Annotated in this window: 18 protein-coding genes; 9 read left to right on the top strand and 9 right to left on the bottom strand. The window is 72.7% G+C overall.

Going from position 1 to position 23,647, the window contains the following annotated elements:
* Position 1: 1 nt before the first annotated feature.
* Positions 2–1,342, top strand: a complete 1,341-nt coding sequence (locus OG430_RS43220) for an FtsX-like permease family protein (protein ID WP_327358138.1) — start codon at positions 2–4, stop codon at positions 1,340–1,342.
* Between the two features lie 96 nt (positions 1,343–1,438).
* Here OG430_RS43220 and OG430_RS43215 read toward each other — a convergent pair whose 3' ends face one another.
* Positions 1,439–1,933 (bottom strand): rhodanese-like domain-containing protein, encoded by a 495-nt coding sequence (locus tag OG430_RS43215; protein WP_327358137.1) that lies wholly within the window; start codon positions 1,931–1,933, stop codon positions 1,439–1,441.
* A 94-nt stretch (positions 1,934–2,027) separates the two neighbouring features.
* Between OG430_RS43215 and OG430_RS43210 the strand changes: the two genes are divergently transcribed.
* Positions 2,028–2,474 (top strand): Lrp/AsnC family transcriptional regulator, encoded by a 447-nt coding sequence (locus OG430_RS43210; RefSeq protein ID WP_327358136.1) that lies wholly within the window; start codon positions 2,028–2,030, stop codon positions 2,472–2,474.
* A 4-nt stretch (positions 2,475–2,478) separates the two neighbouring features.
* Here the strand turns inward: OG430_RS43210 and OG430_RS43205 are convergent, their stop codons facing one another.
* The 3 genes from OG430_RS43205 to OG430_RS43195 all read right to left on the bottom strand — a co-directional run bounded on the left by OG430_RS43205 (position 2,479) and on the right by OG430_RS43195 (position 7,612).
* Positions 2,479–3,249: a hypothetical protein gene (locus OG430_RS43205; protein ID WP_327358135.1), complete on the bottom strand. Its 771-nt coding sequence runs from the start codon at positions 3,247–3,249 to the stop codon at positions 2,479–2,481.
* Positions 3,250–3,449: 200 nt separating this feature from the next.
* Positions 3,450–6,449, bottom strand: a complete 3,000-nt coding sequence (locus tag OG430_RS43200; protein ID WP_327358134.1) for an SMC family ATPase — start codon at positions 6,447–6,449, stop codon at positions 3,450–3,452.
* Entirely contained in the window at positions 6,446–7,612 is a 1,167-nt protein-coding gene (locus OG430_RS43195) for an exonuclease SbcCD subunit D (RefSeq protein WP_327358133.1), read from the bottom strand. The genes OG430_RS43200 and OG430_RS43195 overlap by 4 nt, the downstream gene beginning before the upstream one ends.
* A gap of 147 nt (positions 7,613–7,759) precedes the next feature.
* On the opposite strand from OG430_RS43195, the gene OG430_RS43190 reads away from it, so the two are divergent.
* Positions 7,760–8,509 carry a hypothetical protein gene (locus OG430_RS43190; RefSeq protein WP_327358132.1) on the top strand — a complete coding sequence of 250 codons (750 nt, stop codon included), beginning with the start codon at positions 7,760–7,762 and terminating at the stop codon, positions 8,507–8,509.
* Between the two features lie 3 nt (positions 8,510–8,512).
* Here the strand turns inward: OG430_RS43190 and OG430_RS43185 are convergent, their stop codons facing one another.
* Together OG430_RS43185 and OG430_RS43180 are read right to left on the bottom strand one after the other, a co-directional pair.
* Positions 8,513–9,139: a YigZ family protein gene (locus tag OG430_RS43185; protein WP_327358131.1), complete on the bottom strand. Its 627-nt coding sequence runs from the start codon at positions 9,137–9,139 to the stop codon at positions 8,513–8,515.
* 37 nt (positions 9,140–9,176) lie between these two features.
* Entirely contained in the window at positions 9,177–10,667 is a 1,491-nt protein-coding gene (locus OG430_RS43180) for an MFS transporter (protein ID WP_327358130.1), read from the bottom strand.
* A 68-nt stretch (positions 10,668–10,735) separates the two neighbouring features.
* Here OG430_RS43180 and OG430_RS43175 point away from each other — a divergent pair, with 68 nt between their 5' ends.
* Both OG430_RS43175 and fusA read left to right on the top strand, forming a co-directional pair.
* The gene (locus OG430_RS43175; RefSeq protein WP_327358129.1) at positions 10,736–11,377 is read left to right on the top strand and encodes a TetR/AcrR family transcriptional regulator; all 642 of its coding nucleotides are present in this window, start codon (positions 10,736–10,738) and stop codon (positions 11,375–11,377) included.
* A 570-nt stretch (positions 11,378–11,947) separates the two neighbouring features.
* Positions 11,948–14,044, top strand: coding sequence for an elongation factor G (fusA, locus tag OG430_RS43170; protein WP_327358128.1), 2,097 nt, complete (start codon positions 11,948–11,950; stop codon positions 14,042–14,044).
* 25 nt (positions 14,045–14,069) lie between these two features.
* On the opposite strand, the gene OG430_RS43165 is transcribed toward fusA, so the two are convergent.
* The 3 genes from OG430_RS43165 to OG430_RS43155 are packed head-to-tail and all read right to left on the bottom strand — an operon-like array spanning position 14,070 to position 17,473.
* Positions 14,070–15,290: a damage-control phosphatase ARMT1 family protein gene (locus OG430_RS43165; RefSeq protein ID WP_327358127.1), complete on the bottom strand. Its 1,221-nt coding sequence runs from the start codon at positions 15,288–15,290 to the stop codon at positions 14,070–14,072.
* 31 nt (positions 15,291–15,321) lie between these two features.
* Positions 15,322–16,050 carry a transporter substrate-binding domain-containing protein gene (locus tag OG430_RS43160; protein ID WP_327358126.1) on the bottom strand — a complete coding sequence of 243 codons (729 nt, stop codon included), beginning with the start codon at positions 16,048–16,050 and terminating at the stop codon, positions 15,322–15,324.
* 10 nt (positions 16,051–16,060) lie between these two features.
* On the bottom strand, positions 16,061–17,473 hold the full coding sequence (locus OG430_RS43155; protein ID WP_327358125.1) for a glutamate decarboxylase: 1,413 nt from the start codon (positions 17,471–17,473) through the stop codon (positions 16,061–16,063).
* 168 nt (positions 17,474–17,641) lie between these two features.
* Between OG430_RS43155 and OG430_RS43150 the strand changes: the two genes are divergently transcribed.
* From OG430_RS43150 to OG430_RS43135, 4 genes are read left to right on the top strand one after another with little or no spacing between them, the layout of a single operon-like run.
* Positions 17,642–18,049, top strand: coding sequence for a CoA-binding protein (locus OG430_RS43150; protein WP_327358124.1), 408 nt, complete (start codon positions 17,642–17,644; stop codon positions 18,047–18,049).
* Positions 18,050–18,102: 53 nt separating this feature from the next.
* A complete protein-coding gene (locus tag OG430_RS43145) occupies positions 18,103–20,391 on the top strand; it encodes an ATP-binding protein (RefSeq protein ID WP_327358123.1) in 2,289 nt (762 codons plus the stop codon).
* Positions 20,388–22,673 (top strand): WD40 repeat domain-containing protein, encoded by a 2,286-nt coding sequence (locus tag OG430_RS43140; RefSeq protein ID WP_327358122.1) that lies wholly within the window; start codon positions 20,388–20,390, stop codon positions 22,671–22,673. The genes OG430_RS43145 and OG430_RS43140 overlap by 4 nt, the downstream gene beginning before the upstream one ends.
* The gene (locus tag OG430_RS43135) at positions 22,673–23,638 is read left to right on the top strand and encodes a serine peptidase (protein WP_327358121.1); all 966 of its coding nucleotides are present in this window, start codon (positions 22,673–22,675) and stop codon (positions 23,636–23,638) included. The genes OG430_RS43140 and OG430_RS43135 overlap by 1 nt, the downstream gene beginning before the upstream one ends.
* The last annotated feature ends 9 nt before the right edge of the window (positions 23,639–23,647 follow it).

The following is a 23,647-nucleotide window of genomic DNA, read 5'->3' as shown; positions in this document are numbered from 1 at the left end:
CATGTTCGCTCTGGCCATGCGGTCCATCCGGCAGCGGCCCGGCCGCTTCTTCGCGACGCTGCTGTCCGCGTTCCTCGGTGCCACGATCATCATGACGTTCAACTCGCTGCACGACACGGCGTCCGGTGCGGGCGTCGACAAGGTGAGCGCGGAGGCGCTGACCACGTCGGCGAGCGTCGTCGGCGGCTACGGCACGCTGCTCGTGTTCTTCGCCGTCGCCTCCACACTGACCGTCAATGTGCGCCAACGCTCTGCCGAGATCGGCCTGTTGCGCAACACGGGGGCGACCCCGGCGCAGATCAAGCGCATGATCGTGGGCGAGGCGGCCGTCGTCGGTCTGGTCGGCGCGCTCCTTGCGATCGGGCCCGCGATGTTCGCCGGGCAGGCGCTGCTCGATGTGTTCCAGGACAGCGGCCAGGTCGCTGCGGGCGTCGACTACAGCTTCGGTCCGATCGCCCTGCTCTCGGGCATCGACGTCACCCTGCTCGCGTCGGTGGGCGCGGCCTTCCTCGCGGTGCGCCGGGCCACGCGGGCGGCGGCCGGGATCCAGGGTCAACAGCGGGGCCGGGCAAGGAAGTTCTTCACCTACTCGGCCCTCGTCGTCGGCGCCCTCGGGGTGTGCTCGACCTTCGCGTTCGACGCCGACTTCGAGGCGCTGATGGCGGCCCCGGCATACGGCACGATCCTGCTCTCCGTCGGCTTCGCCCTGCTCTCGCCCCAGCTCCTGCGCGCACTCCTTGCCCGCCTGGAGGGACCGATCACGGCCCTGGCCGGCGCGAGCGGCTACCTGACCGTGCACAACATGCGGCAGCGGGCCGGGCAGTTGGCGGGTGTCCTGATGCCGCTGATCATGTTCACCGGTCTCGCGACGGCCACGCTCTACATGCAGGCCGTGGAGAGCGACGCGATCAAGGCATCGGGGCTGCCGAAGTCGATCGACGCGAAGAACCTCGAGACGCTCAACTTCGTCGTCGTCGGCATCATCGTCGCCTTCTGCTGCATCATGCTGATCAACACCCTGTACGCCGCCACGTCCTACCGCGGCCGCGAATTCGGCCAGCAGCGGCTGGCCGGGGCCACGCCCGGACAGGTCCTGGGGATGGTGGGCGTCGAGAGTCTGGTGCTGACCGTGACCGGGGTGTTCTTCGGAACGGTGGCCGCGCTCGCGGGGATCCTGCCCTTCACCATGGTGCGGACCGACGCGGTCTGGCCCGGACAGGGCCTCGGGATCTGGCTGACCGTGGTCGCTGTCGCTGCTGCCGCGACGCTGGGCACGAGCCTCGGAACGGCCCGGCGGACCCTGCGTACACCTGCCGTGGAGGCGGTCGCGCTGGCGGCCTAGTGGGACGTACGTACCTGAGGAAGGGCAGCCGCGGCGGGCGGCTGCCCTTCGGTGTGCTCGCTGCACCTCACGCCGTGCGGGGCGTTGTGGCGCATGTCAGCAACCGCAGTTTTCCGAGTCCACGGGGGCGGTCAGCGCGTCCTTCTCGCGCTGGGCCGGGCCCTCCCAGGTCTCGTAGGCGAAGCCCTCACGGGCCCAGTACTCGAAACCGCCGAGCATTTCCTTGACCTGGTAGCCGAGCTGGGCGAGGGCGAGCGCGGCGCGGGTGGCGCCGTTGCAGCCGGGGCCCCAGCAGTACGTGACGACCGGGACGTTCTTGTCGAGGAGCTGCTCGGCCTGCTCGGCGATGAGCGCGGTGGGCAGGTGGATCGCGCCGGGGACGTGGCCCTGGTCCCAGGACTCGGTGGAGCGCGAGTCGAGGACCACGAAGCCCGGCTCCGCGTCGGCGGCGAGGGCGGCGGCGACGTCGGAGACATCGGCGTGGAAGGCGAGCGAGGCGCCGAAGTAGGCGGCGGCCGCGGCGGGCGACGCCGGGGCGACGCGGAGGACGGGGTTCTCGGCGGTGGCGAGCTGCTGTGCGTTGTTCGTCATGCCCATAAATCTATGGCCAGCGATCATCACAGTGAAGGGACGATCCACGGCAGCCCTCTTGCTTCACCGGGGATTCCCCTGCAGTCTCTGCGCCATGACCGCGTATTCCCCTGACGCCACCGACTGGCGCATCCTCGAAGTCCTGCAGCGCGAGGGCCGGGCCAGCTTCGCCGAGCTGGCCCGCGCCGTCTCCATGTCACCGAGCGCGGTGACCGAGCGGGTGCGCCGCCTGGAGGAGGCGGGGGTGATCCAGGGGTACGCGGCGGTGGTCGACCCGGACCGGATAGGCCTGCCCATCCTCGCCTTCGTGCGGCTGCGCTATCCGAACGGCAACTACAAGCCGTTCCACGACCTCGTCGAGGTGACCCCGGAGATCCTGGAGGCCCACCACGTGACCGGCGACGACTGCTTCGTCATCAAGGTCGCGGCGGCCTCGATGAGCCACCTCGAAGAGGTCTCGGGCAAGATCGGCGCCCTGGGCTCGGTCACCACCAGCGTCGTCTACTCGTCGCCGCTGCCTCGGCGGGCGATCGGGCACTAGCCGGCTAGGGGGCGACCACCGGCCCCTCCACCCCACGGTCCGACCGCAACAGCCGCAGGAACGCCTTCAGCCCGGTGATGATCTCCTCGTTGTCCGTCAGCCGGTCCACCGTGTCCTCGAACTTCCTTGTCAGCGCGGTGAAGCGGCGGTCGGATTCGTCGGCACGCTGGTACGCCGTCATCGTCAAGGCGTCGTGGGCGCGGCGGAGTTCGGCCAGGGCGCGGTACTGCTCCTCGGCCTTGTCCTCCAGTGTCCGCAGGCCGGTCAGGGTCTGATCGACCTGTGCGCGGAGCTCGACCACGTCCTCGCGGGGATACTTCACGTCCCGCAGGAGCAGGCCGAGGCGCCGCCTGAGCTGGTCGAAGTAGGCGCCGGCCGGGCGGAAAGCCGTACTGAGCAGGAAGAATCCGGCGAACCAGTAGCCGAGGGCGCGTCCGGCCAGGAGCCCGGCGGACAGCGCGGCGGCGGCCGTGACCAGGTGGCCCGCCACGGCGACCCGCAGCATCATGCGGGCGATCCGCCGGGCCTCGACGTCGCGTTCCGCGGAGACGACGAGGCCCTTCTCCCTGCTGATCCCGATCTCGGCGAGGACCGCGTGCGCGCGGAAGTAGAGGTTCCAGGGTGTGGTCAGGAGCAGGAGCAGCCACAGCAGTCCGAGTGCCGCCGCACCCACTCCCAGCACCAACTCGGGCGGCGCCCCCACGGCGTACGCGATCACCAGCGCGACAACCGCGGCCCCCGCGACCACGAACGCCCCCACGACCTTGTTGCCCATGCCGCCTCCCCCGTTCGCCCGATGCTGCGGCCATCGTCCCGTCGTCGGCGGTGTAAGGCATGAGTATCGGTACTCAGCTCGGCCACCGGGCGGGGACGCAGGCACACACGACGCGACGCCCTGCTCCTGCTTGACCTGACCGGGCCTCGGTCGGTCGCACCGCGCCCGGCCGACGGGCCGTGCGGGGGTCCGGCGACGGATCAGGCCCCGGTTTCCCGCTGCCTGACCACCGACCCCGCCCGCCCCTTCACCACTTCCAGCTGCGCGAGGATCCGGCGGCGCAGGTCGGCGACGTGGCTGACGATGCCGACGCTGCGGTCGCGTTCGCGCAGCGAGTCGAGGACGTCCAGGACCTCGTCGAGGGTCTGGTCGTCGAGGCTGCCGAAGCCCTCGTCGATGAAGAGGGTGTCCAGGCGCATGCCGCCCGCCTCGTCGGTGACGACGTCGGCGAGGCCGAGGGCGAGGGCGAGCGAGGCGAAGAAGGTCTCGCCGCCGGAGAGGGTCGCGGTGTCGCGTTCGCGGCCGGTCCAGGCGTCGACGACGTGCAGGCCGAGGCCCGAACGACCGCGTCCCGCGCGGTCGTCGGAGTGGACGAGGGTGTAGCGGCCGGACGACATGCGCTGCAGGCGTACGGTCGCGGCGGCCGCCACCTGTTCGAGGCGGGCGGCGAGGACGTACGACTCCAGGCGCATCTTGCGCTCGTTCTCCGCCGAGGTGCCCGCGGTGAGTGCGGCGAGCCGCGCCACCTGGTCGTGCTCGGCGCGCAGCGGGGCGAGATCGCGGGCCTCGCCGGCCGCACGGCGGGAGAGCTGGTCGAGTTCGGCGCAGCGCCGGGCGGCGGCGTCGCGCGCGGAGCCGGCCTCGCGCAGGCGGCGGTCGGCTCTCTCGGCGGCCGACTGGGCGGCGGCCGGATCGGCGGGCGGGAGGTGGCCCGCGGCCGTGGTGTCGGGTTCGGCGAGGGCGGCGCGTACGGCCGCTTCCTCCTGTTGCCAGGCGTCCAGGCGGCGTTGCAGCTCGCGGTGTTGGTGGTCGTCGAGTACGGCGGTGGCCGCGTCCTCGGGCGTCTCGAAGCCGGCCCGGTAGGCGGCGTCGGCGAGCCGGGAGTCGGCGTCCTTGCGGCGCTGCGCGGCCTCTTCGGCACCCCGTACCGCGTCGGCGGCCTCGGTGAGCAGGGCGGCCTGCCGGTCGAGCTGGTGGGCGCGGGCGGCGACGCTGTCGGCGGCGCCGCGGGCCTGGTCCAACTCGGCCTGGAGCTGGGCCCGTTCGCGGTCCAGCGTCTCGCGCAGGGTGGTGCGGGACGCGGCGCGGGTGGCGGCTTCCTGCTGGGCGGCGAGGCGGCGGTCGCGTTCGGCCTCGGCGCGGGCAAGGGTCTCGCGGGCGGCGGCGAGTCCGGCGGCCAGGCCTCGGACCTGCGCGTGTTCGGTGCTCAACTCCGCTACGGAGGAACCGAGTTCGGCGGTGCCGGCATTCCCCGCAGCCGCGGCGGAGGCGGCGAGGGATTCGCGTACGCCGGCCAGCGCGCGCTCGGCCTCGGCGCGCTCCTCGTCGGCGCCCCGATAGCGGGCGAGGGCGGCCTCCTCGGCCTGCCGGTCGACATGGCCCGGGATCTTCCGGGCGGGCGCGGGGTGTTCGGCTGAGCCGCAGACGGCGCAGGCCTCGCCGTCGCGCAGCCCCTCCGCGAGCTCCGCCGCGATGTGCTGGAGCCGCTGTTCCTTGAGGGCGAGCCAGTGCTCGTGCGCGGCGGCGGCACCCTCGCGGGCCGTGACGGCCCGCTCCTGGGCGGTCTCGGCCTGCGCGGTCAACCGGTCGCGGCGGCGGGCCGCGTCCAACTGCGCCTGCGCCTGGTCCAGTTGGGCCGCAAGGTGCTCGCCGCGGGTGGCCGCGTCCTGGGCCTCCTCGATGCGGTCCTGCAGGGTGCGGCGCGTGTCGTCCCAGCCGTCGAGCCAGGCCCCGGCCTCCTGAAGGACCTCCTGGTCCGCGCGCTCCTGCCGGTCGTGGGCGGCGCGCTCGGCGGCGAGTTCGCCGAGGCGCTGCTCGGCGCGGCGGGCGGACTCCAGCCCGCCGAGCTCCTCAAGTGCCTTGCGGGCGGCGGCAGTCAGGCCCGCCGCCCCCGCCCCGGCGAAGCTGTCGGGCAGCCTGCCGCAGGCGTGCTCCTCAGCGGCGGCCGCCCTGCGGTGCTCCGCCTCGGCGTCGGCGCGCAGCCGCAGCGCGGGCACGACGGTCTCGGCCTTGCGGCCGCGCTCCATCCTGGTCTGCAGCTCCTGCAGTTCACCGGCGCGCTCCTCCAGCCGGGCGGCCCGCTCGCGGGCCTCGGCGAGGCGGCGCTGCAGGCGATGCGTCTCGCGTACGCCGTCCAGTTCGGCCTGCGCCGCCACCTGCGCGGACTCGGCCGCGTCGGCGGCCACACGGGCGACGGCAAGGCGCTCGCGCAGCCCGGACCTGGCCTGCGCGGCCCAGATCAGGACGGCACGGGCGAGGCCGGGTTCGCCGGGCGTGACGTCGGGCAGCGGCAGTTCCGCCGCGTCGCCCGCCGCCTGCTGCATGCGGTGCGCGGCGGCGAGCAGCCGGTCGTCGCCCGCCTTGACCCGGGCCTCGGTGCCCCGGCGCAGCTCGGCGAGCCGGTCCTCGACGGCGGCGAAGCGGCGCGTGTCGAAGAGCCGGCCGAGGAGCTTGCCGCGGGCTTCGGCGTCGGCGCGCAGGAAGCGGGCAAAGTCGCCCTGGGGCAGCAGGACGACCTGGCAGAACTGCTCCTTGCTCATGCCGAGCAGCTGCGTGATCTCCTCGCCGATCTCCTGGTGGGAGCGGCTGAGGTCCTTCCAGGCCCCTTCGGGCGCGTCGTACTCGCGCAGCCAGGACTGTGCCTTCTCGGGCGTGGTGCCGGTGCCGCGCCTCTTGGGGCGCATCCAGGCGGGCTGCCGGGTGATCTCCAACCGCCGCCCGGCGACGGTCAGTTCGAGGCATACCTCGGTGCGGACGTCGACGGCGGCGTGGTCGCTGCGCAGGGTGCCGCCCTGCGTCTGGCGGGCGCCGGGCACGGAGCCGTACAGGGCGAAGCAGACGGCGTCGAGGACGGACGTCTTGCCGGCGCCGGTCGGCCCGTGCAGCAGGAAGATCCCGGCCTCGCCGAGCGCGTCGAAGTCGACCTCCTGAGTGCCGCCGAACGGCCCGAAGGCGGCGACGGTCATCCGGTGCAGCCTCATCGGGCGACCTCGCGCAGGGCCTCGTCGGCGCGTACGGCGTCGAACGCGTCCTGCAGCACGGCCCGTTCGCCCGGCTCGGGCCCGGCGCCGCCGCGCACATGCCCGACGAAGTCCTCGGCGATCTCCTGGTCGCTGCGGCCCTTGAGGCGTTGTGCGTACGAGGCGACCGGGTCGGCGTCGACCCGCTCGGGCTCGAAGGCGAGGCTCAGGACGTGCGGGAAGCGCTCGGCGAGGCGGGCCATGGGATCTGCCGGTCTGGTCGCGTCGGTGAGGGTGGCCTCGACCCAGCTTTCGGTGTGTACGTCGAGCGCCGGGTCGTCGAGGAGGTCCGCCAACTTGCCCGCGATACGGGCGAGTCGGCGGGGCACGGGGCAGTCGACGCGTTCGGCGGCGAGCTCGCCGTCCGGGCCGAGGTCCACGAGCCACATGGTCTTGCGGTGGTGCTCCTCGGAGAAGGAGTAGGCGAGCGGCGATCCGGAGTACCGCACCCGGTCGGCGATGGTCTGGCTGCCGTGCAGGTGCCCGAGCGCGGCGTAGTCGACGCCGTCGAAGATCCCGGCGGGCACGGACTCGACGCCGCCGACCGTGATGTCGCGCTCACTGTCGCTGGGGCTGCCCCCGGTGACGAAGGCGTGCGCGAGGACGACGGACCTGGTGCCGTGGGGACGTACCGCCAGGTCCGCCCGCACCCGCTCCATGGCGGCGCCGAGGACCGCCTCGTGGGAGGGCTTGGCCACCTTGAACTCGTCCTTGACCAGGGCGGGTTCGAGGTACGGCAGCCCGTAGAAGGCCACGTCGCCGTGGGCGTCGGCGAGGACGACGGGTTCGGCGACACGGGCGGGGGACGTCCTGAGGTGGATGCCCGCCTTGTCGATGAGGCCGGAGCCGACGCCGAGGCGGCGCGCCGAGTCGTGGTTGCCGGAGATCATCACGGTCGGCACGCCGAGGTCCGCGAGCCGGTGCAGCGCCTCGTCGAAGAGCTCGACGGCGGCGAGCGGGGGCACCGCCCTGTCGTAGACATCACCGGCGACGAGCACCGCGTCGACCCGCTCCTCGCGCACGACGGCGACGAGGTGGTCGATGAAAGCGGCCTGGGCGTCGAGCAGATTCACTCGGTGAAATGCCCGCCCCAGGTGCCAGTCGGATGTGTGCAGCAGCCTCATGATCCCCGAGAGTATCGGGCCGTACGTCGTGCTCTCAGCCGCATCGGGATTCACGCCCGGGGCGGTGACCACCGTCACCGCCCCGGGGCACCACGCGCGAGGGCATGCCGATTTACGATCGGGAAGCTATTGACCGGGGAGGGTGTTGTGGCGCAAACGACAGGGCCGGTGGGGGCCTGGAAGCCGGATGCGGGTGGTGCGACGCCGGAGCGGGATGCGGGTGGTGCGACGCCGGAGCCGGACAAGGTCCATCGGCGCCAGCGGATCCTCGTGCTGGTGGCACTGGCGACCGCCGTGCCGGGACTCCTCCTGGGCGGCTTCTCGTACTTCGGCGCCGTCCACATCCTCGTCGCGCCGTGGATCGCCCTGCCGCTGGTGACGCGGCAGCCCCGGCGCTTCCGCTCGATCTGCCTGGTCACCGGGCTCGCGCTGATCGTCGTGGGGGTACTCGGGCTGCTCCTGGGCCTCTTCGTCTACGTGCCGGCCGCGCTGGTGCTGCTGTGCGCGACGGCCGATCCACGGAGCTCGCGCGTGCGCTCCCGCATCGCGGTCGGTGTGGCCGGAGGTGTCGCCGCCCTGATCGCCGTGCTGGTCGGCTGGGTGTTGTGGAGCGTCACGCTCCGCGACACCCACACCTTCCGCGCGGAGCTCGACGCGGACGGTGCGGCGGCCCAGGCGAACGGCGTCGGTCCGCCACCCCCGCCGTACGACTACCGCCTGGACACCATCGGGCACGGGGCGAGCAACGTGTACGTGCTGAGCAGCGACGCGGGCTCGTTCCTGCACGTGACCTACCCCGAGAGCATGTCCGAAGCGAAGCAGGACCAGCTCGAACGCTTCCTCGCCGACCTGCCGGGAGTCGCCCACGTCGAGCAGTGCTCACCGAGCGACTGCTGAGCCTCAGACGTCCCCGTACGCCTCCCCGCCGAGCTCGAACTCCGCGGTCCCCGCCGTCGCGTCGGCGAGCCAGCCGCGGAAGGCCTCGACGTCCGCGTCCGGCAACGCGATGTCGATGGCGACGGCCTCGCCGTACCGCACGTCGCGCACCTCGCGCCCGGTCGACCGCAGATCGTTCTGCACCTTGCCCGCCCGCTGGTGGTCGACGGTCACGGTGGCGAGCCGGAAGCGGCGTCGCGTGATCGTGCCGAGCTGGTCGAGCGCTTCGCCGACCGCTCCCCCGTACGCCCTGATCAGTCCGCCCGCGCCGAGCTTGACGCCCCCGAAGTAGCGGGTGACGACCGCGACGACGTACCGCATGTCGCGCCGGGTGAGCATCTGCAGCATGGGCAGGCCGGCGGTGCCGCCTGGCTCGCCGTCGTCGCTCGCCTTCTGTACGGACGCGTCGGCGCCGATGACGTACGCCCAGCAGTTGTGGTTCGCGGACGGGTGTTCCTTGCGGATGCGCGCGATGAACTCCTGCGCCTCCTCCTCGGTGGCCGCCGGTGCGAGGGCGCACAGGAAACGCGAGCGGTTGACCTCGGTCTCGTGCACGCCCTCGCGGGGCACGGTGCGGTACTCGTCCTGCATTCCGCCAGCGTATGCGCACGCGGCGGACCCGCCGACGTCAGTGCGCCATGACCGGACCGGCCGCCGGGTCCGGACGGCCCGCGGGCAGCAGCAGCGCACCGAGCGCGGCCACCGCGGCGGCGATGATCGCGCAGGCGGTGAAGGCGTTGTCGAACCCGCCGGTGCCGACCGCGCCACCGGCCGCCGGGCCCTCCAGGCTCGCGCCCGCGACGGTCGAGATCACCGCGACGCCGAGCGCCGCACCGAGCTCGTGCGCGGTGCCGACGAGGCCCGATGCGAGGCCCATGTCCTGGTGGGGCAGGCCGTTCATCGCCGCGGTGGTGGCGCACACGAAGCCCGTGCCGAGCGCGAAGGAGAGCAGGGCGAAGCCGGGTACGAGCTCCGTCCATACGTTGCTGTCCTTGTCGAGGCCCGTCAGGAGGTACGCCCCCACGGCGGTCAGCGCGAAGGCCGCGGTCCCCGCCGGGCGCCAGCCGAGCCGGCCCACCAGATGGGAGCCGAGGTGGGCGCCGAGCGTGATCGCGACGGCGACCGGCAGGAAGGCGAGCCCCGTCTTGAGGGCGCTGAAGCCGAGCACGTGCTGGAGGTAGAAGGAGGACAGGAAGAAGCTCGCGATCAGCAGCCCGGACGCGGCGAGCATCACCGCGCCGCCGCCGACCAGGGAGCGGCGGCCGAACAGGGCGAGGCGGACCAGGGGTTCGCGGACCCGGCGCTCCACGGCGACGAACGCGAGGGCGGCGAGCGCGGCACCGAGCAGCGGCAGCCATCCGGCGGGCGCGCCGAAGCCGTGGTCACGGGCCTGGACCAGGCCGAAGATGAGCAGCCCCGGCGCGGCGGTGAGGGTGAGCGCGCCGACCGGGTCGAGCCCGCCATGCCGGCCCGAAGGGGCCACCAGGGCGCGGGAGTTGCGCAGCAGCGCGGGCACTCCGAGCAGGGCGACCAGGCCGACCGGCACGTTGATGAAGAACACCCACTCCCAGCCCGGCCCGGACACGAAGGCACCGCCGAGCAGGACGCCCACGGCGGATCCGGCGCCGCCGATGGCGGCCCAGATGCCGAGGGCCTTGTTCCGGTCGGGGCCGCGGAAGAACGTGGTGACGAGCGCCATCGCGGCCGGCGACATCAGCGCCGCCCCGACGCCCTGCACGGACCGGGCGGCGATGAGCGTGCCGCCGCCGGGGGCGAGGCCGCAGGCCATGGAGGCGACGGTGAACAGGGTGAGCCCGGCCAGGAAGGTGCGCTGCTTGCCGAGCGCGTCCGCGAGCCGGCCGCCGAGCAGCAGGAGGCTGCCGAAGAAGAGGGTGTAGGCGGTGACGACCCAGGTGAGACCGGACCCGCCGAGGGAGAGCTCGGCGCCGATGGTGGGGAGCGCGACGTTGATGACGGTCACGTCGGCGATGAGCATGAACTGGGCGAGACAGAGGAGGGCCAACAGCCGCCAACGGTGCGGGAGTTGAGGACTCTCGTCGTGGTGCGCATGCGCGTGAACAGAAGGGTGGGCGTGCTCGGCATCCCGATGCGTAGTCATGAACTGAACAGTACAGTTCAGCTCACATGAACTCAACCGTACAGTTCAGTAATCGGTACGCTGCCCTCATGACGGAGCACATGGCCAAGCAGCCGCCCGCCGGGCCGCGCGCCGAGAAGAAGCGGAAGGCGATCGTCGACGCGGCACGGGAGACCTTCCTCAAGGAGGGGTTCGCGGCCGGCATGGACCGCATCGCCGCGGTGGCGGGCGTCTCGAAGGTGACGGTCTACAACCACTTCGGCAGCAAGGAACAGCTGTTCACGGCCGTGATCGCGGACGCCCTCGATGCACCGGTCGGCGACACCCTGATCACCGCGCTCGACGGCCTCACCGACGCCGACGACCTCCGGGCCGCGCTGGTCGACGCCGCACGGTCCTGGGTGCGCGCCGTCCGCGACAACGACGACATTCTGGCCATGCGCAATCTCGTCGCACGCGAGCTGCACCGCTTCCCCGAGCTCGGCTCGGCCTGGCAGCAGCACACCCCGGGCACCCATCACCCGGAGGTCGCGGCCGCGCTGCAGAAGCTGGCCGACGAGGGCCGGCTCATCCTCCCCGACCTGGAGGTCGCCCTCCTCCAGCTGTATTCGCTCGTGCTCTTTCCGCACCTGGTCTTCAGCGCGTACGGCACCCACATCGACGCCGACCTCACCGACCGGCTGATCACCGGGGGCGTGGACATGTTTCTGGCCTTCTACGGCCCGCGTTGAACAGGACGACGAACGGATCCGTACCCGAGGAGTGACGCGGCAACTGCCGGCTCGGGCCGGACCGGTACAACTCCCCGCTGGACCCTCTCGCCGCGTCTCGCGGAGAGGAGGGACGCACGCCGTTCAGCCGGCACGCTCCGACCGGAGCCGGACCCGCACGGGGGCGGGCCCGGCTCCGGTTCGGCACGTGGTCCCCGCACCATAATTCCCGTGCGCGGCCCGGCGGCTTCTCCCTACACTCGCTTTGCGCACCGCGAATCGGATCCGGTGCCGACCGAAGCGACGCATGCGAACCAGGGGGGCCGAGCCGTGCGAATCCGCGCAGCTGTCCGCGTTCCCCGTTCCGTCGTCCGTGCCCGCTACGACGTGATCCTGGTGTCTTCGTCCGCTCGGCGCCGGCTGCGCGGCCGTCGCTGAAGCTCCGTGACGTACACCTGATTCCCGTCTGACAGTTCCACCGTCTCCGAGGGCCCCTGCGCGCCCTCGTGCGGGAAATCCCGGGAAAGCTCCGTCCGGACATCGCGCTGCCCTTTTCCCGCTCTGCACCATCGCACCGAAAGGCCTCGGGCCGTGCGCACCAACCTCAACCTCCAGCGCCTGACGACCAGTTCCCTCGCGAGCGTCCGGAATCTCGGCATTCTCGCCCACGTCGACGCGGGCAAGACCACGCTCACCGAGCGGATCCTGTACGTCACCGGCACCACCCACAAGAAGGGCGAAGTCCATGACGGCACGACGGTCACCGACTTCGACACCCAGGAGCGCGACCGTGGGATCACCATCTTCGCCGCGGCCGTCAGCTGCGCCTGGGACGGGCATCGGATCAACCTGATCGACACCCCGGGCCACGTGGACTTCGCCGACGAGGTGGAGCGTTCGCTGCGGGTGCTCGACGGGGCGGTCGCGGTCTTCGACGCCGTCGCGGGCGTGGAGCCGCAGAGCGAGTCGGTGTGGCGGCAGGCCGACCGGTACGGCGTGCCGAGGATCGCGTTCGTCAACAAGCTGGACCGGGCCGGCGCCGACCTCGACACGGCGGCCCGGTCGATCAGGGAACGGCTGGGCACGGTCCCGCTGGTGGTGCAGCTGCCGATCGGCCGGGAGGGCGACTTCACCGGCGTGATCGACCTGCTGCGTCTGCACGCCCAGGTCTGGGACACGCAGAGCGGAACGTATGAAGTGACGCCTGTTCCCGAGGAGTTGCGCGAGCAGGCCCGGCAGCGGCGGCACGTCCTGGAGGAGGCGGTGGCGGAGCTGCATCCGGGCGCGCTGGAGGAGTACGTCGCCGAAGGCGCGCTCTCCACCGAGACGCTGGCCTCGGCGCTGCGCGACATCACGCGCGCCGGCGACGGTGTGGTGGTGCTGTGCGGGTCGGCGTACCGCAACTGTGGTGTCGAGCCGCTGCTCGAGGCCGTCGTGGCCTATCTGCCGTCGCCGCTGGACGTTCCGGCGGTGCGCGGCACGCTCGGCGACGCCGTGCAGGAGCGTGACGCCGATCCCGGGGCGCCGTTCGCCGGGCTCGCGTTCAAGGTGAACGCGACGGCGACCGGGCGGCTCACGTACGTACGCGTGTATTCCGGAACGATCAGGAAGGGGGACGGTGTGCTGGACGCGGGTGCGGGGCGCACCGAGCGGATCGGCCGGATTCTGCGCGTACAGGCGGACCGGCACGCGGAGTTGGAGCAGGCGGTCGCCGGGGACATCGTCGCCGTCGTCGGCCTGAAGGGCACACGCGCGGGCAGCACTCTGTGCGCGCCCTCCGCGCCCCTGGTCCTGGAACCGCCCGCGGTGGCCGCCGCGGTGGTGTCGGTGGCGGTGGAGGCGCGCAGGCGGGTCGACACCGGCCGGCTCGCGACGGCGTTGGCGCGACTGGTCGAGGAGGACCCGTCGCTGGCCGTCCGGACCGATCCGGAGACCGGGCAGACGGTGCTCTCCGGCATGGGTGAGCTGCATCTGGAGGTCGCGGTGGAGAAGATCCGCCGTGCTCAGGGTCTGGAGGTCGGCGTGGGACGCCCGCAGGTGGCGTACCGGGAGACGGTCGTCAGCGGGGTGTCCGGTCTGGTGTACCGGCATGTCAAACAGGACGGAGGTGCGGGCCAGTTCGCCCATGTGGTGCTCGATGTCGAGCCGCTGGAGAGCACTTCCGACGGCGCCGCGGAGGGCTTCGAGTTCCGGTCCGCCGTCGTCGGCGGACGGGTGCCGCAGGAGTACGTGCGCGCCGTGGAGGCCGGCTGCCGGGACGCGCTCGTCGAGGGTCCCCTCGGCGGGCATCCGGTGACCGGGGTGCGGGTCACCCTGACCGACGGGGCGACCCATCCGAAGGACTCCTCGGAGATGGCGTTCCGCACGGCGGGCCGCTTCGCGCTGCGCGAGGCGCTGCGGACGGCGGTGACGGAGCTCCTGGAACCGGTCGTCGAGGTCACGGCGACCGTGCCCGACGACGCGGTGGGCGGCGTCCTCGGCGACCTGGCGGCACGCCGCGGCCGGGTCTCGGGGCAGCTGGCCCGGTCCGGCACGGCCGTGCTCACGGCGCGGGTGCCGCTGGCCGAACTGTTCGGCTATGCGTCGTCCCTGCGTGGGCGCACGCAGGGCCGGGGCACCTTCACCACGCGGGCCACCGGGTACGCCTCGGTGCCGGCCGCGGTGGCCGGGAAGGTCCTGGCCCGGTAGGTCCTGACCCGTCAGGTCCCGGCGCTCAGCGTCGCGCCTGGATCAAGGCATGGGTTCCGCTGGTGCGCCAGCGGTTCCCGTGCCGCGCGACGAGCGCGGCCACCGCGCTCGCGTCGAGGCCGACGATCACGTCGGACTTCAGCGTGCGCAGGGCCGCGACCGGGCCCGGGAAATAGGCCGTGCGCGCGGTGAACGGGCTGGTGGGCGGCCAGAGTCGGTCGCCCACCAGGCGCCGGTAGTTGAGGTCGCCCTTCATGATCGTCAGCGTGGCGGCGGCGAAGTCCTGGCGCAGGTCGTCGGGCATCTCCGCGTAGGGCAGGGGTGCGCAGGAGAAGGCGTGCGCGCGCACGGTGAGGCGACCGCTCGCCATGTCCGCCCAGAGCCGCTCGCCGACCGCTGCGGCCGTACCTTCGGCCTGCTTCAGATGGCGCAGGCAGTCGACGACGTCGGCAGTGGTGGCATCGGAGACGTAGTACGGGGACGGCTTGACGTGCAGGACGACCTGCTCGGCGTACTCGTGGCGCAACAGGTGGTCGACGAGGAGCAGATCGGGCACGAGCTCGCGTCCGGCGTTGTCCGCGACCAGGCACACCTTGTTCGGGCCGCCTGCCGGGAGCAGCGACCACAGCACCTCGGAGTCGTCCGCGACCATCGGGAATTCGGCGCCGTCCGCCGCGCCCTCGCCGCCGGCCACCATGCGGAAGCCCAGGTCCGCCCGGTTGCCCCAGAGCGAGCCGTGCAGCAGGGCGCGGGCCTGCTCCGCCTCCGGTCGCAGGGCGAGCCGGTCCAGGGCCGCCAGCTCCGACTCGGCCTCGGGGGTGCGCAGTTCGGCGAGCTTGAAGGGCCGGAAGGGGTCGATGCCCTGCCAGGCGCCGCCCGGCTCGAAGTACCCGACCGCTTCGAGGAGTTTGCGATAGAAGTAGCTCTCCGCCCACAGGAACGGGGCGTCGTACCAGGACCGGCCCAGCCGGCCCCGGTCCCAGGCCGCCCACTGCTCCCGGTCGGGCGCATCGTCCCGCAGGGGCTCCATCACGCCCTCGGTGCCGGACTTGAGCAGGGCGTCGAGCGCCCGGTGCTGCTCGGGGCCGTACGGCTGGGCCGAGCGCACCCGGGCGATGAGCGCGGGATGCCGCTCGGCGAAAACGCCGTGGGCGAAGGACGCGGGGTCGCTGCTGACGATGACGGGGGCGTCGGCCCGGGCATCGGCGCTGTCGGGCACGGCTCGGGCATGGGCGTTGTCGGGCATGGCTCGATCATCTCCCAGGGGCGGTCCGGGCCTACGCCTGTTCGGGCGGTGCGACCAGGGTGCTCGACTGCTGTGCGCGCCGCAGTGACCCGGCGATGAATCCGTCGGCCTTCAACTCCTCGACGACGCCCCTGAGGAACCGCACGGTCTCCGGCCGACGCACCTTGGTCGTGCCCACCGCCTGCCGGATCTGCATGAACCGGTCCTGGATCAGGCGCAGTTCGGGATGCCCGGCCACGTACTCGGTCATCGGCTGCCTGATGCCGGCCGCGACCTCCAGCCCTTGCTCCAGGAACACGTCGACGCCTTCCTCGCCCCGTACGACGCTCGCCCGCTGCAGCGTCCGCGTGAGGAACAGGTCGTAGGCGGACCCGCGCTTCACGCCGATCCGCACCCCCGCGCGGTCGACGTCCGCGGCCGTGGTGAGGTCCGAGCCGCCGGGCACGGCGTACACCCCCTCGATCACGACGTACGGCGCCGTGAAGGCGACCTCGGCCTCCCGCGCGGGGTCGACCGCGAGGAAGCAGAGGTCGGCCTCGCCCTGTGCCATCGCCTCGTACGACTTGCGTGCCGCGTCGAAGCAGAGCAGCTCCACCGGCACGGCGAGGCGGGCGCCGATCTCGCGTGCGATGTCGACGGTCACGCCCGCCGGTTCGGCCGGCGTGCCCTGGGCCAGGACCGGGTTGCCCAGGTTGATCGAGGCACGCAGGGTGCCGGTGGGCGCCAGATCCTCGGCGATGGCGGCAGTGGAGATCGTCATGGGCCGCAGTTTAGAAGGGAGCCTTCCCTTGCGAACCCGCCCCCGGCAGGGGCACCGCGGCGGTGGCGTTGTGCGTGAACCCGCCGCCGTCCTCGCTGGTGAGCGGCGTCTTGGGCCGGTGTGCGGCGAGGTGCTGCAGGCCGCGGTCGACGTCGGCGAGGAACAGATCGGCCATGTCGTGCGTGAAGCCGTGCCGCAGGACGGCCCGCATGATCGTCTCGTCGCCGCGGTCGTCCGGCAGGGGGTAGGCCGCGACCAGCCAGCCGCGCGCCCGCAGCCGGTCGGAGAGGTCGTACAGGCTGAAGTCCTGCCCGCCCGCGAGCCCCCAGGAGACCGCGGTGATGCCGCGCTGCGGATCTCCGTCGTGGATGACCTCGAAGGGGCCGGCCTGGGCGATGCCCTGGGCCAGGTGCCGGGCGACCGAGTAGATGGCCGTCTGCAGGCGGGTGTAGCCGATGCGGCCGAGCCGGATGAACTCGTAGTAGGAGGTGATGGCCTGGCTGCCGGGGCGCGAGAAGTTGAGGTTGAAGGTGGCCATGTCGCCGCCGAGGTAGTTGACGTTGAAGACGAGCTCTTCGGGCAGGTCGGCGGCCTCGCGCCAGATCGCCCAGCCGGCGCCCAGGGGTGCGTGGCCGGTCTTGTGCCCGGAGGCGTTGATGGACTTCACCCGGGGCAGCCGGAAGTCCCAGGCCAGATCCGGTGCCGTGAACGGGGCGAGGAAGCCGCCGCTGGCCGCGTCGACATGGATGGGGATGTCCAGACCGGTGCGGCGCTGCAGTTCGTCGAGGGCGGCGCTGACCCCGGCCACGTCCTCGAACAGGCCGGTGAAGGTCTGGCCGAAGGTGGGGACGACCATGATGGTGTTCTCGTCGCAGTACGCCGCCACCTGGTCCGGATCCATCGTCAACCGGTCGCCGGACAGCGGGATCTGGCGGATCTCCACGTCGAAGTAGCGGGCGAACTTCTCCCAGCACACCTGCACCGGACCGCACACGAAGTTCGGCGTGCCGGTGCCGCCGCGGGCGCGCCAGCGGAACTTGGCGGCGAGCCCGCCGAGCATCGCGGCCTCGCTGGAACCCGTGGTCGAGGTGCCGCGGGTGCTCGCCGGGTCCGGGGCGTGCCACAGGTCGGCGAGCATGCGCACACAGCGCTGCTCGAGTGCGGCGGTCTGCGGGTACTCGTCCTTGTCGACGATGTTCTTGTCGACGGTCTCGGCCATCAGCCGGCGTGCCTTGTCGTCGATCCAGGTCGTGCAGAAGGTCGCCAGGTTCATGCGCGACACCCCGTCCAGCATCAGCTCGTCGTGGACCAGCTGATAGGCGACGTCGGAGAACATCTCCTTCTCCGGGAAGCCCTCCTTGGGCGCGCCCCCTCCCATGGCGGGGACGGCAAAGATGTCCTCCAGGCTCGCGTCGTCCGACATGAGGCTCCTCCCGGGAGAATTCTCCGAAGCGCTGCTTTGCCACGTTAAGAGTCCTGAGGTGCGGGCGCATCGCGGACGGCCCGGCCGGGGAATCCCCGGCGCACCCCCGTCGTTCCTCATCACAGCGAGTCCCCGCCTCACGAGTCCCTACCTCATTTGGAGTCAGCCATGTACGGGAGCCCGGAAACGGTCCGCAAGATCCTCACCGACGGGGGCGACACCTGGGCGATCGTCGGCCTGTCGAACAACGAACGCCGTGCCGCGCACGGCGTCGCGGATGTCCTGCAGCGTTACGGCAAGCGCATCGTGCCGGTACACCCCAAGGCCGAGACGGTCCACGGCGAGCAGGGCTACCCCGACCTCGCCTCGATCCCCTTCGAGGTCGACGTCGTCGACGTGTTCGTGAACAGCGACCTCGCGGGTCCCGTCGCCGACCAGGCCGCCGCCATCGGCGCCAAGGCCGTCTGGTTCCAACTCGGCGTCATCGACGAGGCGGCGTACGAACGAACCCTGGAGGCAGGGCTCGACATGGTCATGGACCGCTGCCCCGCCATCGAAATCCCTCGCCTCGGCTGAGCACCCTCTAAGGTCGGAACAGCCCTGCGTGGGCAGGACTGCCGGGGAGGGGGATGGCAGGAACCGTGCTGGACGGAACGGGTCGGACGGCCGGGCCGGGTGCCGAGGGCCCGCATGGCCGGTGGCGCTATGCCGTACTCGCCCTGGGCATCGCGCTCACCCCGGACGAGGACGGCATGTCGCCACGGCTGGGGCTCGACATGCTCGAGGAGGCGCCCGGGCACGCGCAGCGGGTCGCCGATGCCCTCGGCCACTTCCGCTACGAGAACCTCCGGCCCGAGCTCCCCGACCCGGCGGATCACCGGGCGGCGATCGAGGCAGCGGTGACGGCCAAGGACATCGACGTCCTGGTCGTGCACATCGTCGGCCACGGCGAACTCGCCGAGAACCGCAGCGAGAAGCTCTACGTCCTCGACCCCCGGGGCGAACGGCTCACGGTCCCCGTCACCCACTGGATCGAGCTCATCGAGGACCACCCCGGACGCCCCCGGCCGCTGACCCTGTTCATCCTCGACGTCTGCTACGCGGGCCAGGCCGCGGTGGAGTCCTGGCACGCGCGGCAGGACGTGACGGAGCGCCGTGCCTGGGTACTTGCTGCGACGGGGGCGCACGAGCAGGCGTTCGGATACCGGTTGAGCCAGGCCGCGGCGCAGGTGCTGCACCGCTACCGGGCGGGCGAACTGCGGACCGACCCCTCGCTGCCGCACATTCCGCCGAAGACCGTCTATCAGGAGATCGAACGGGTTCTGAGCCGTCTGGTGGACCTGGACCAGGGACCTGTGCAGCGCATCCTCACCAGTCTCGTTCCCAGCCACGTCGACGTCGACCTGCCGTTCTTCCCCAACCCGTCGCACGGGGAGCAGTTACGGCCGGGCGCGGCCGTCCGGCTGCCCGACGACGTGCCGCCCGAGATCGCGCGACTCACCGAATGGGCGGGCGACCCCGAGCACTTCCGGCGCCGGGCGTCCGGCGGCCATCCGGTGGCACGGGAAGGGGAGTACGGCTACTTCTCCGGCCGGGAGCGAGAGGTCGCGGAACTCGCGGAGTGGCTGGATCGTGGCGGCCCCGCGCTGCGGGTCGTCACCGGCAAGCCGGGGGTCGGGAAGTCGGCGCTGCTCGGCGTCCTCGTGTGCGCGGCGCATCCCGCGCTGCGCAAGGCCACCCGGGGGCTCTGGCACCATCTGCGCAGCCGGCCCGGCGAGAACGACCGCCTGCTCGTCGTCCACGCACGGCGGTTGACCCTCGACCAGCTGGTCCGCTCCCTGGAACAGCAGATCCGGGCGGTCCGTCCGGCGGCGGCAGCGACCACGGGGTCCGCCGCCGACCTGGGGCCCGCGGCGTACCTCGCCGGACTCGTCGCCGACACCCGCGACGGCGTCCCGCTGACCCTGGTGATCGACGCTCTCGACGAGGCCGAGGAGCCGCAGGACATCGCGTCCGTGCTGCTCGTGCCGCTGGCCCGGCGGGCCTTGGAGGATCCGGAGCTGCTCCGGATGGTGATCGGAGCCCGCGCCGAGGACGGTCTGCGGGAGCTGTTCGCACTCGCCGGGCAGCGTGGCCTGGTCACCGACCTGGACGCGATCCCGGCCGGGCAGGTACGCGCCGGGGTGCGCGAGTACGTGGAGAGTCTGCTGGAGCACGACACTCCCTACGCGGGAGGCGCCCTGCGCGAGGTGCGCGGCGCGCTGGCCGACGGTGTGGCCCGGCGCCTGACCGCCGGCAAAGCCGCATCGCGCGACCGGTCCGGCTCGGGCCCAGGCTCCGGCTCCGGCTCCGGCTCCGGCTCCGGCTCCGGCTCCGGCTCCGGGCGGGACGACGAGCTGGCGTGGGGCGAGTTCCTCACCGCCGGGCTGTACGTCCACTACCTGTTGGCGACCGGCCAGTTGGGCGCCGGAGACGGGGACATCACGGCGGCCCGCAGACTGGGACTGCGGGCACCGCGCAGTCTGCTGGAGCTCCTGCGACTCGACCTGAGGCGCCACTTAGGCCAGAGCGACCTGCTGCCGGTGCTGACCGCGCTCGCCTACGCGCAGGGGCGCGGCATGCCGGAGCGCGTCCTGGCGGACGCGGCACGGGCCTTCGCACCCGGCCCGGACGACGGTCCGCCGGTGCCGGCCAGGGAGCTGCACGTGCTGCTCGACGGACCGGCCCGCTTCTACCTGAGGCGCGACGTCGACACCGACGGCACCACCCTCTACCGGCTGTTCCACGAAGGCCTCGCCGACCAACTGCGCACGCTGCCCCCCGCGTTCCCCACCCCGGGAGACCGGGGAGAGCCGACGCAACAGGAAGAGCCGCAGGGGAAGCAGGAAGAGCGGCAGGGGAAGGAGGCGTCACCATGACCTCCGCCGACGCCCCGGCCGCCGACCGGCTCTTCCAGCGGCTGCGGCACGTCGTGCCCCGGGACGGGGCGGACCGCCCGCTCTGGCACCTTGCCGATCCCTACCTGCTGCGCCATCTGGCCCGGCATGCCGTCGACGCGGGCAGCCTGGACTCGCTGCTCGCGGAACCCGGATTCCTGCTGCACGCGGAGCCCGAAGCGATCGGCGCGGTGCTGCACGAGGCACGCTCGACGCAGGCGCGGCTCAGCGCGGCCGTCTACCGGCACTCCGCCACCCTGCACGGCGCTCCGGCCGAGCGGGAGCGCAGCCAGCTGCTGACGCTGGCCGCCGAACGCCTCGGCCACCGCGAGCTGCGCGGCGAACTGCCCGCGGACCGGGACTGGACCGTGCGCTGGGCCACCGGGCAACAGGTCTCGACCGCCCTGCTGCGCTCGGTGCCGCTCGGCCCGCTCCGGGTGCGTACGGTCGCCGCGCTCGAGGACCCCGACGGGCGCCCGGTCGCCGTCGCACTCGGCACCAACGGCTCGGTGACGCTCTGGGACCTCGCCACCGGTGCCCCGCTGCGCGAGCGTCCCGGCCGCAACGATGACGCGACGGCCCTGGCCATGGCCGGCCCCTGGGCGGTGATCGGCACCGCGGGCGGCGCGTTGTGGCGATGGGACGTGCACCGGGGAGGCCGGCCCGACCGTCTCGGCGGCCACGAGGGCGAGATCACCCATGTCGCCGTGCTCCCTTGGGAAGGTGACGCTCTCGTGGTCTCCGTCGGCGCCGACGGGACCATGCTCGTGCAACTGCTCGCCCACCGCGCACCGCCCCGCCAACTGCCGGGGCAGGTACACCGGTTGGGGGCGCTGACCGCCTTCGGCCACGACGGCCTGGCATACGCGATGACGTGCACCCTGGACGGTGCCATCACCGTCCATGACCTTCGTACGGGCGACATCAGGAGTACGGCCCGCAGCCGTGGCGGGCCGATCCGGAGCGTCGTGGCAGTGGCAGAGGCAGAGGGAGAGGCGGACCGGCCGCTCGCCGTCGTCGGTTCGGCGGACGGGTCGGCTTCGGTCTGGGACCCGTTCCTGGGCCGACTGCTCGGCGCGCTGCCCGGGTCGGGCGGCGGCTCGCCCGCTCTCGCCGCTCCCGGTGTACGGGGGCAGGCGCTCGCCGCCGCCGGGGGCGCGGACGGTCAAGTGCGGGTGTGGGACGTGTCGTCCGGCCGGTTGCGGCAAGTCCTCACGGGCCACACCTCGGCTGTCCGCGGCATCTCCGCCCTGCACATACGCGGCACCGGGCATCTGGTCACCGGCGGCGACGACGGCACCCTTCGGTTGTGGGACCTGGCGGCGCCGGGACCCCGGAAGGAGCCCTCCGGGCACACGGGGCAGGTACGGGCAGTGGCCGCGTGCCCCGCCTCGGACCGTGCGGTGAGCGCGAGCGACGATGCCACCGTGCGGGTGTGGGAGCTGTCCACGGGCCGCGTGACGGCCACGCTCACCGGACACACGGACTGGGTGCGGTCGGTGGCCCTGACCCGTCTCGACGGGCGTGCCTGCGCGGTCAGCGGAGGCGACGACGGCACGGTGCGGCTCTGGGACCTCGCCGACGGCAGCACGGTGCGCGTGCTCAGCGAAGCCACCGGCGGTGTGCGCCGCGTCGTCGTCGCGCCGGTCGGCGGGCGGCCGTGCGCGGTGGCCGGATGTGCGGACGGGACGATACGGCTGTGGGACCTGGCAACGGGCGTACTACTCAGCGGCATCTCCCCGGGTGCCGGGGCGATCTGGGACGTGGCGGTCGTCGCTGCCGGCGACCGGGCCCAGGTGATCGGCACCCATCTGGACGGATCGGCGCAGGTGCACGACCTCGTGCTCGCGGACACCGGGCACTCCCGACGCTCGCGGCGCTCCCGGCGCCTTCCGGTGCGCGGATGGCCGCGTGTGGTCGCCACCCTGTCCTGGCAGGGACGTCCGCTGGCAGCCGTCGGCTGCCACGACGGCACGGTCCAGGTGTGGGACCTGGCCTCGGGCGAGGCGACGCACCTCCTGTCCGGGCACACCCCCCTCGTGCACACCCTGTCCGCCACCGACGTCGGGGGCCGACCGCTCCTGGTCACCGGGGACGACCGTGCCCTGCGGGTGTGGGATCTGACCGACGGCACCTGTCTGACCACCCATGCACTGCCGGAAGCGGCGTACGCCCTCGACGTCCTGCCGGACGGAACGGTCCTGGTCGGGATGGGCCGTGAGGTGGCCGTCCTCGACATATCCCCTTTGCTGCGGAGGCTTTGATGACCGAGAGTTCCGCCGTCGTTGCTCCGCTGGCCGTGGTGGCGGTACACGGTGTCGGCAACAGCTTCGGGCGTGGCCTGACCATCGCCCAGCGCGAAGAGCGGCGGCGCCTCCGGGCGACGGCCTGGACGGGGCACCTGGCCGCCGGGCTCGACGTCGACCCGGAGCGTCTGGATGTCGACTTCGCCTACTACGCCGACAGGCTCGACGCCGCCACGGGCCCGCCCGCACAAGGGCTCGGCCCCTCCCAGGTCCTGGCGGATCCGCTGGCCCAGGAGATGATGGAGAGCTGGGCCGGTGCGCTGGGCATGAGCCGTCCGCCCGCACAGGGCCATCTGACGCTTCCGGTACGCCAGTTGACGTCCTGGATCGCCCGACGGTTCGACCTGGCGGAGGGGCCGTTGCGGATCTTCGTGCAGCTGCTCTTCGGTGAAGTGGCCACCTATCTGCGGGCCGTCGACGGCAAGGAACGCGTCGCGGCACGCGACGAGGTGGCCGCGCGGATCGTGCGACACCGCCCTCGGGTGGTCGTCGCGCACTCCCTGGGGTCGGTCGTCGCCTACGAAGCGCTGCATGCCACGCCGGACGCCGGCGTCGAGCTGTTCCTGACCCTGGGGTCGCCGCTCGCCATGCCGGGCGTGGTGTTCGAGCGCCTCGACCCGGCTCCGGCCGGTGCGTCGCCGGCGGCCCGGGGAATCCGGCCCGCGGGCGCGGCACGCTGGGTGAACCTCGCCGACCCCGGCGATCCGGTGGCTGTCCCGCCCGGGCTCGCCAACGTCTTCGACGGCGTGCACCTCGACCACACGAGCGTGGTCGGCGCGCTGTTCGGTTTTCACCATGCCAAGAACTATCTGCGCAGCGCCGTGACCGCGGCCACGCTTTCCCCGTACCTGGACGCCCTGCCGCACCGGCACGGCAGGGGCGGAAAGGACGAAAGGGACGGCGAGGAAAGCACGACTCCTTAGCGGACTGCC

The sequence above is a fragment of the Streptomyces sp. NBC_01304 genome (assembly GCF_035975855.1).
In the GTDB taxonomy this organism is placed as follows: domain Bacteria; phylum Actinomycetota; class Actinomycetes; order Streptomycetales; family Streptomycetaceae; genus Streptomyces.
This window is presented reverse-complemented; position numbering and strand designations above follow the sequence as displayed.

Coding starts and splice junctions, on each gene's coding strand:
- OG430_RS43220 (WP_327358138.1), top strand. CDS start 2: ATGTTCGCTCTGGCCATGCGGTCCATCCGGCAGCGGCCCGGCCGCTTC.
- OG430_RS43215 (WP_327358137.1), bottom strand. CDS start 1,933: ATGACGAACAACGCACAGCAGCTCGCCACCGCCGAGAACCCCGTCCTC.
- OG430_RS43210 (WP_327358136.1), top strand. CDS start 2,028: ATGACCGCGTATTCCCCTGACGCCACCGACTGGCGCATCCTCGAAGTC.
- OG430_RS43205 (WP_327358135.1), bottom strand. CDS start 3,249: ATGGGCAACAAGGTCGTGGGGGCGTTCGTGGTCGCGGGGGCCGCGGTT.
- OG430_RS43200 (WP_327358134.1), bottom strand. CDS start 6,449: ATGAGGCTGCACCGGATGACCGTCGCCGCCTTCGGGCCGTTCGGCGGC.
- OG430_RS43195 (WP_327358133.1), bottom strand. CDS start 7,612: ATGAGGCTGCTGCACACATCCGACTGGCACCTGGGGCGGGCATTTCAC.
- OG430_RS43185 (WP_327358131.1), bottom strand. CDS start 9,139: ATGCAGGACGAGTACCGCACCGTGCCCCGCGAGGGCGTGCACGAGACC.
- OG430_RS43180 (WP_327358130.1), bottom strand. CDS start 10,667: ATGACTACGCATCGGGATGCCGAGCACGCCCACCCTTCTGTTCACGCG.
- OG430_RS43175 (WP_327358129.1), top strand. CDS start 10,736: ATGACGGAGCACATGGCCAAGCAGCCGCCCGCCGGGCCGCGCGCCGAG.
- OG430_RS43165 (WP_327358127.1), bottom strand. CDS start 15,290: ATGCCCGACAACGCCCATGCCCGAGCCGTGCCCGACAGCGCCGATGCC.
- OG430_RS43160 (WP_327358126.1), bottom strand. CDS start 16,050: ATGACGATCTCCACTGCCGCCATCGCCGAGGATCTGGCGCCCACCGGC.
- OG430_RS43155 (WP_327358125.1), bottom strand. CDS start 17,473: ATGTCGGACGACGCGAGCCTGGAGGACATCTTTGCCGTCCCCGCCATG.
- OG430_RS43150 (WP_327358124.1), top strand. CDS start 17,642: ATGTACGGGAGCCCGGAAACGGTCCGCAAGATCCTCACCGACGGGGGC.
- OG430_RS43145 (WP_327358123.1), top strand. CDS start 18,103: ATGGCAGGAACCGTGCTGGACGGAACGGGTCGGACGGCCGGGCCGGGT.
- OG430_RS43140 (WP_327358122.1), top strand. CDS start 20,388: ATGACCTCCGCCGACGCCCCGGCCGCCGACCGGCTCTTCCAGCGGCTG.
- OG430_RS43135 (WP_327358121.1), top strand. CDS start 22,673: ATGACCGAGAGTTCCGCCGTCGTTGCTCCGCTGGCCGTGGTGGCGGTA.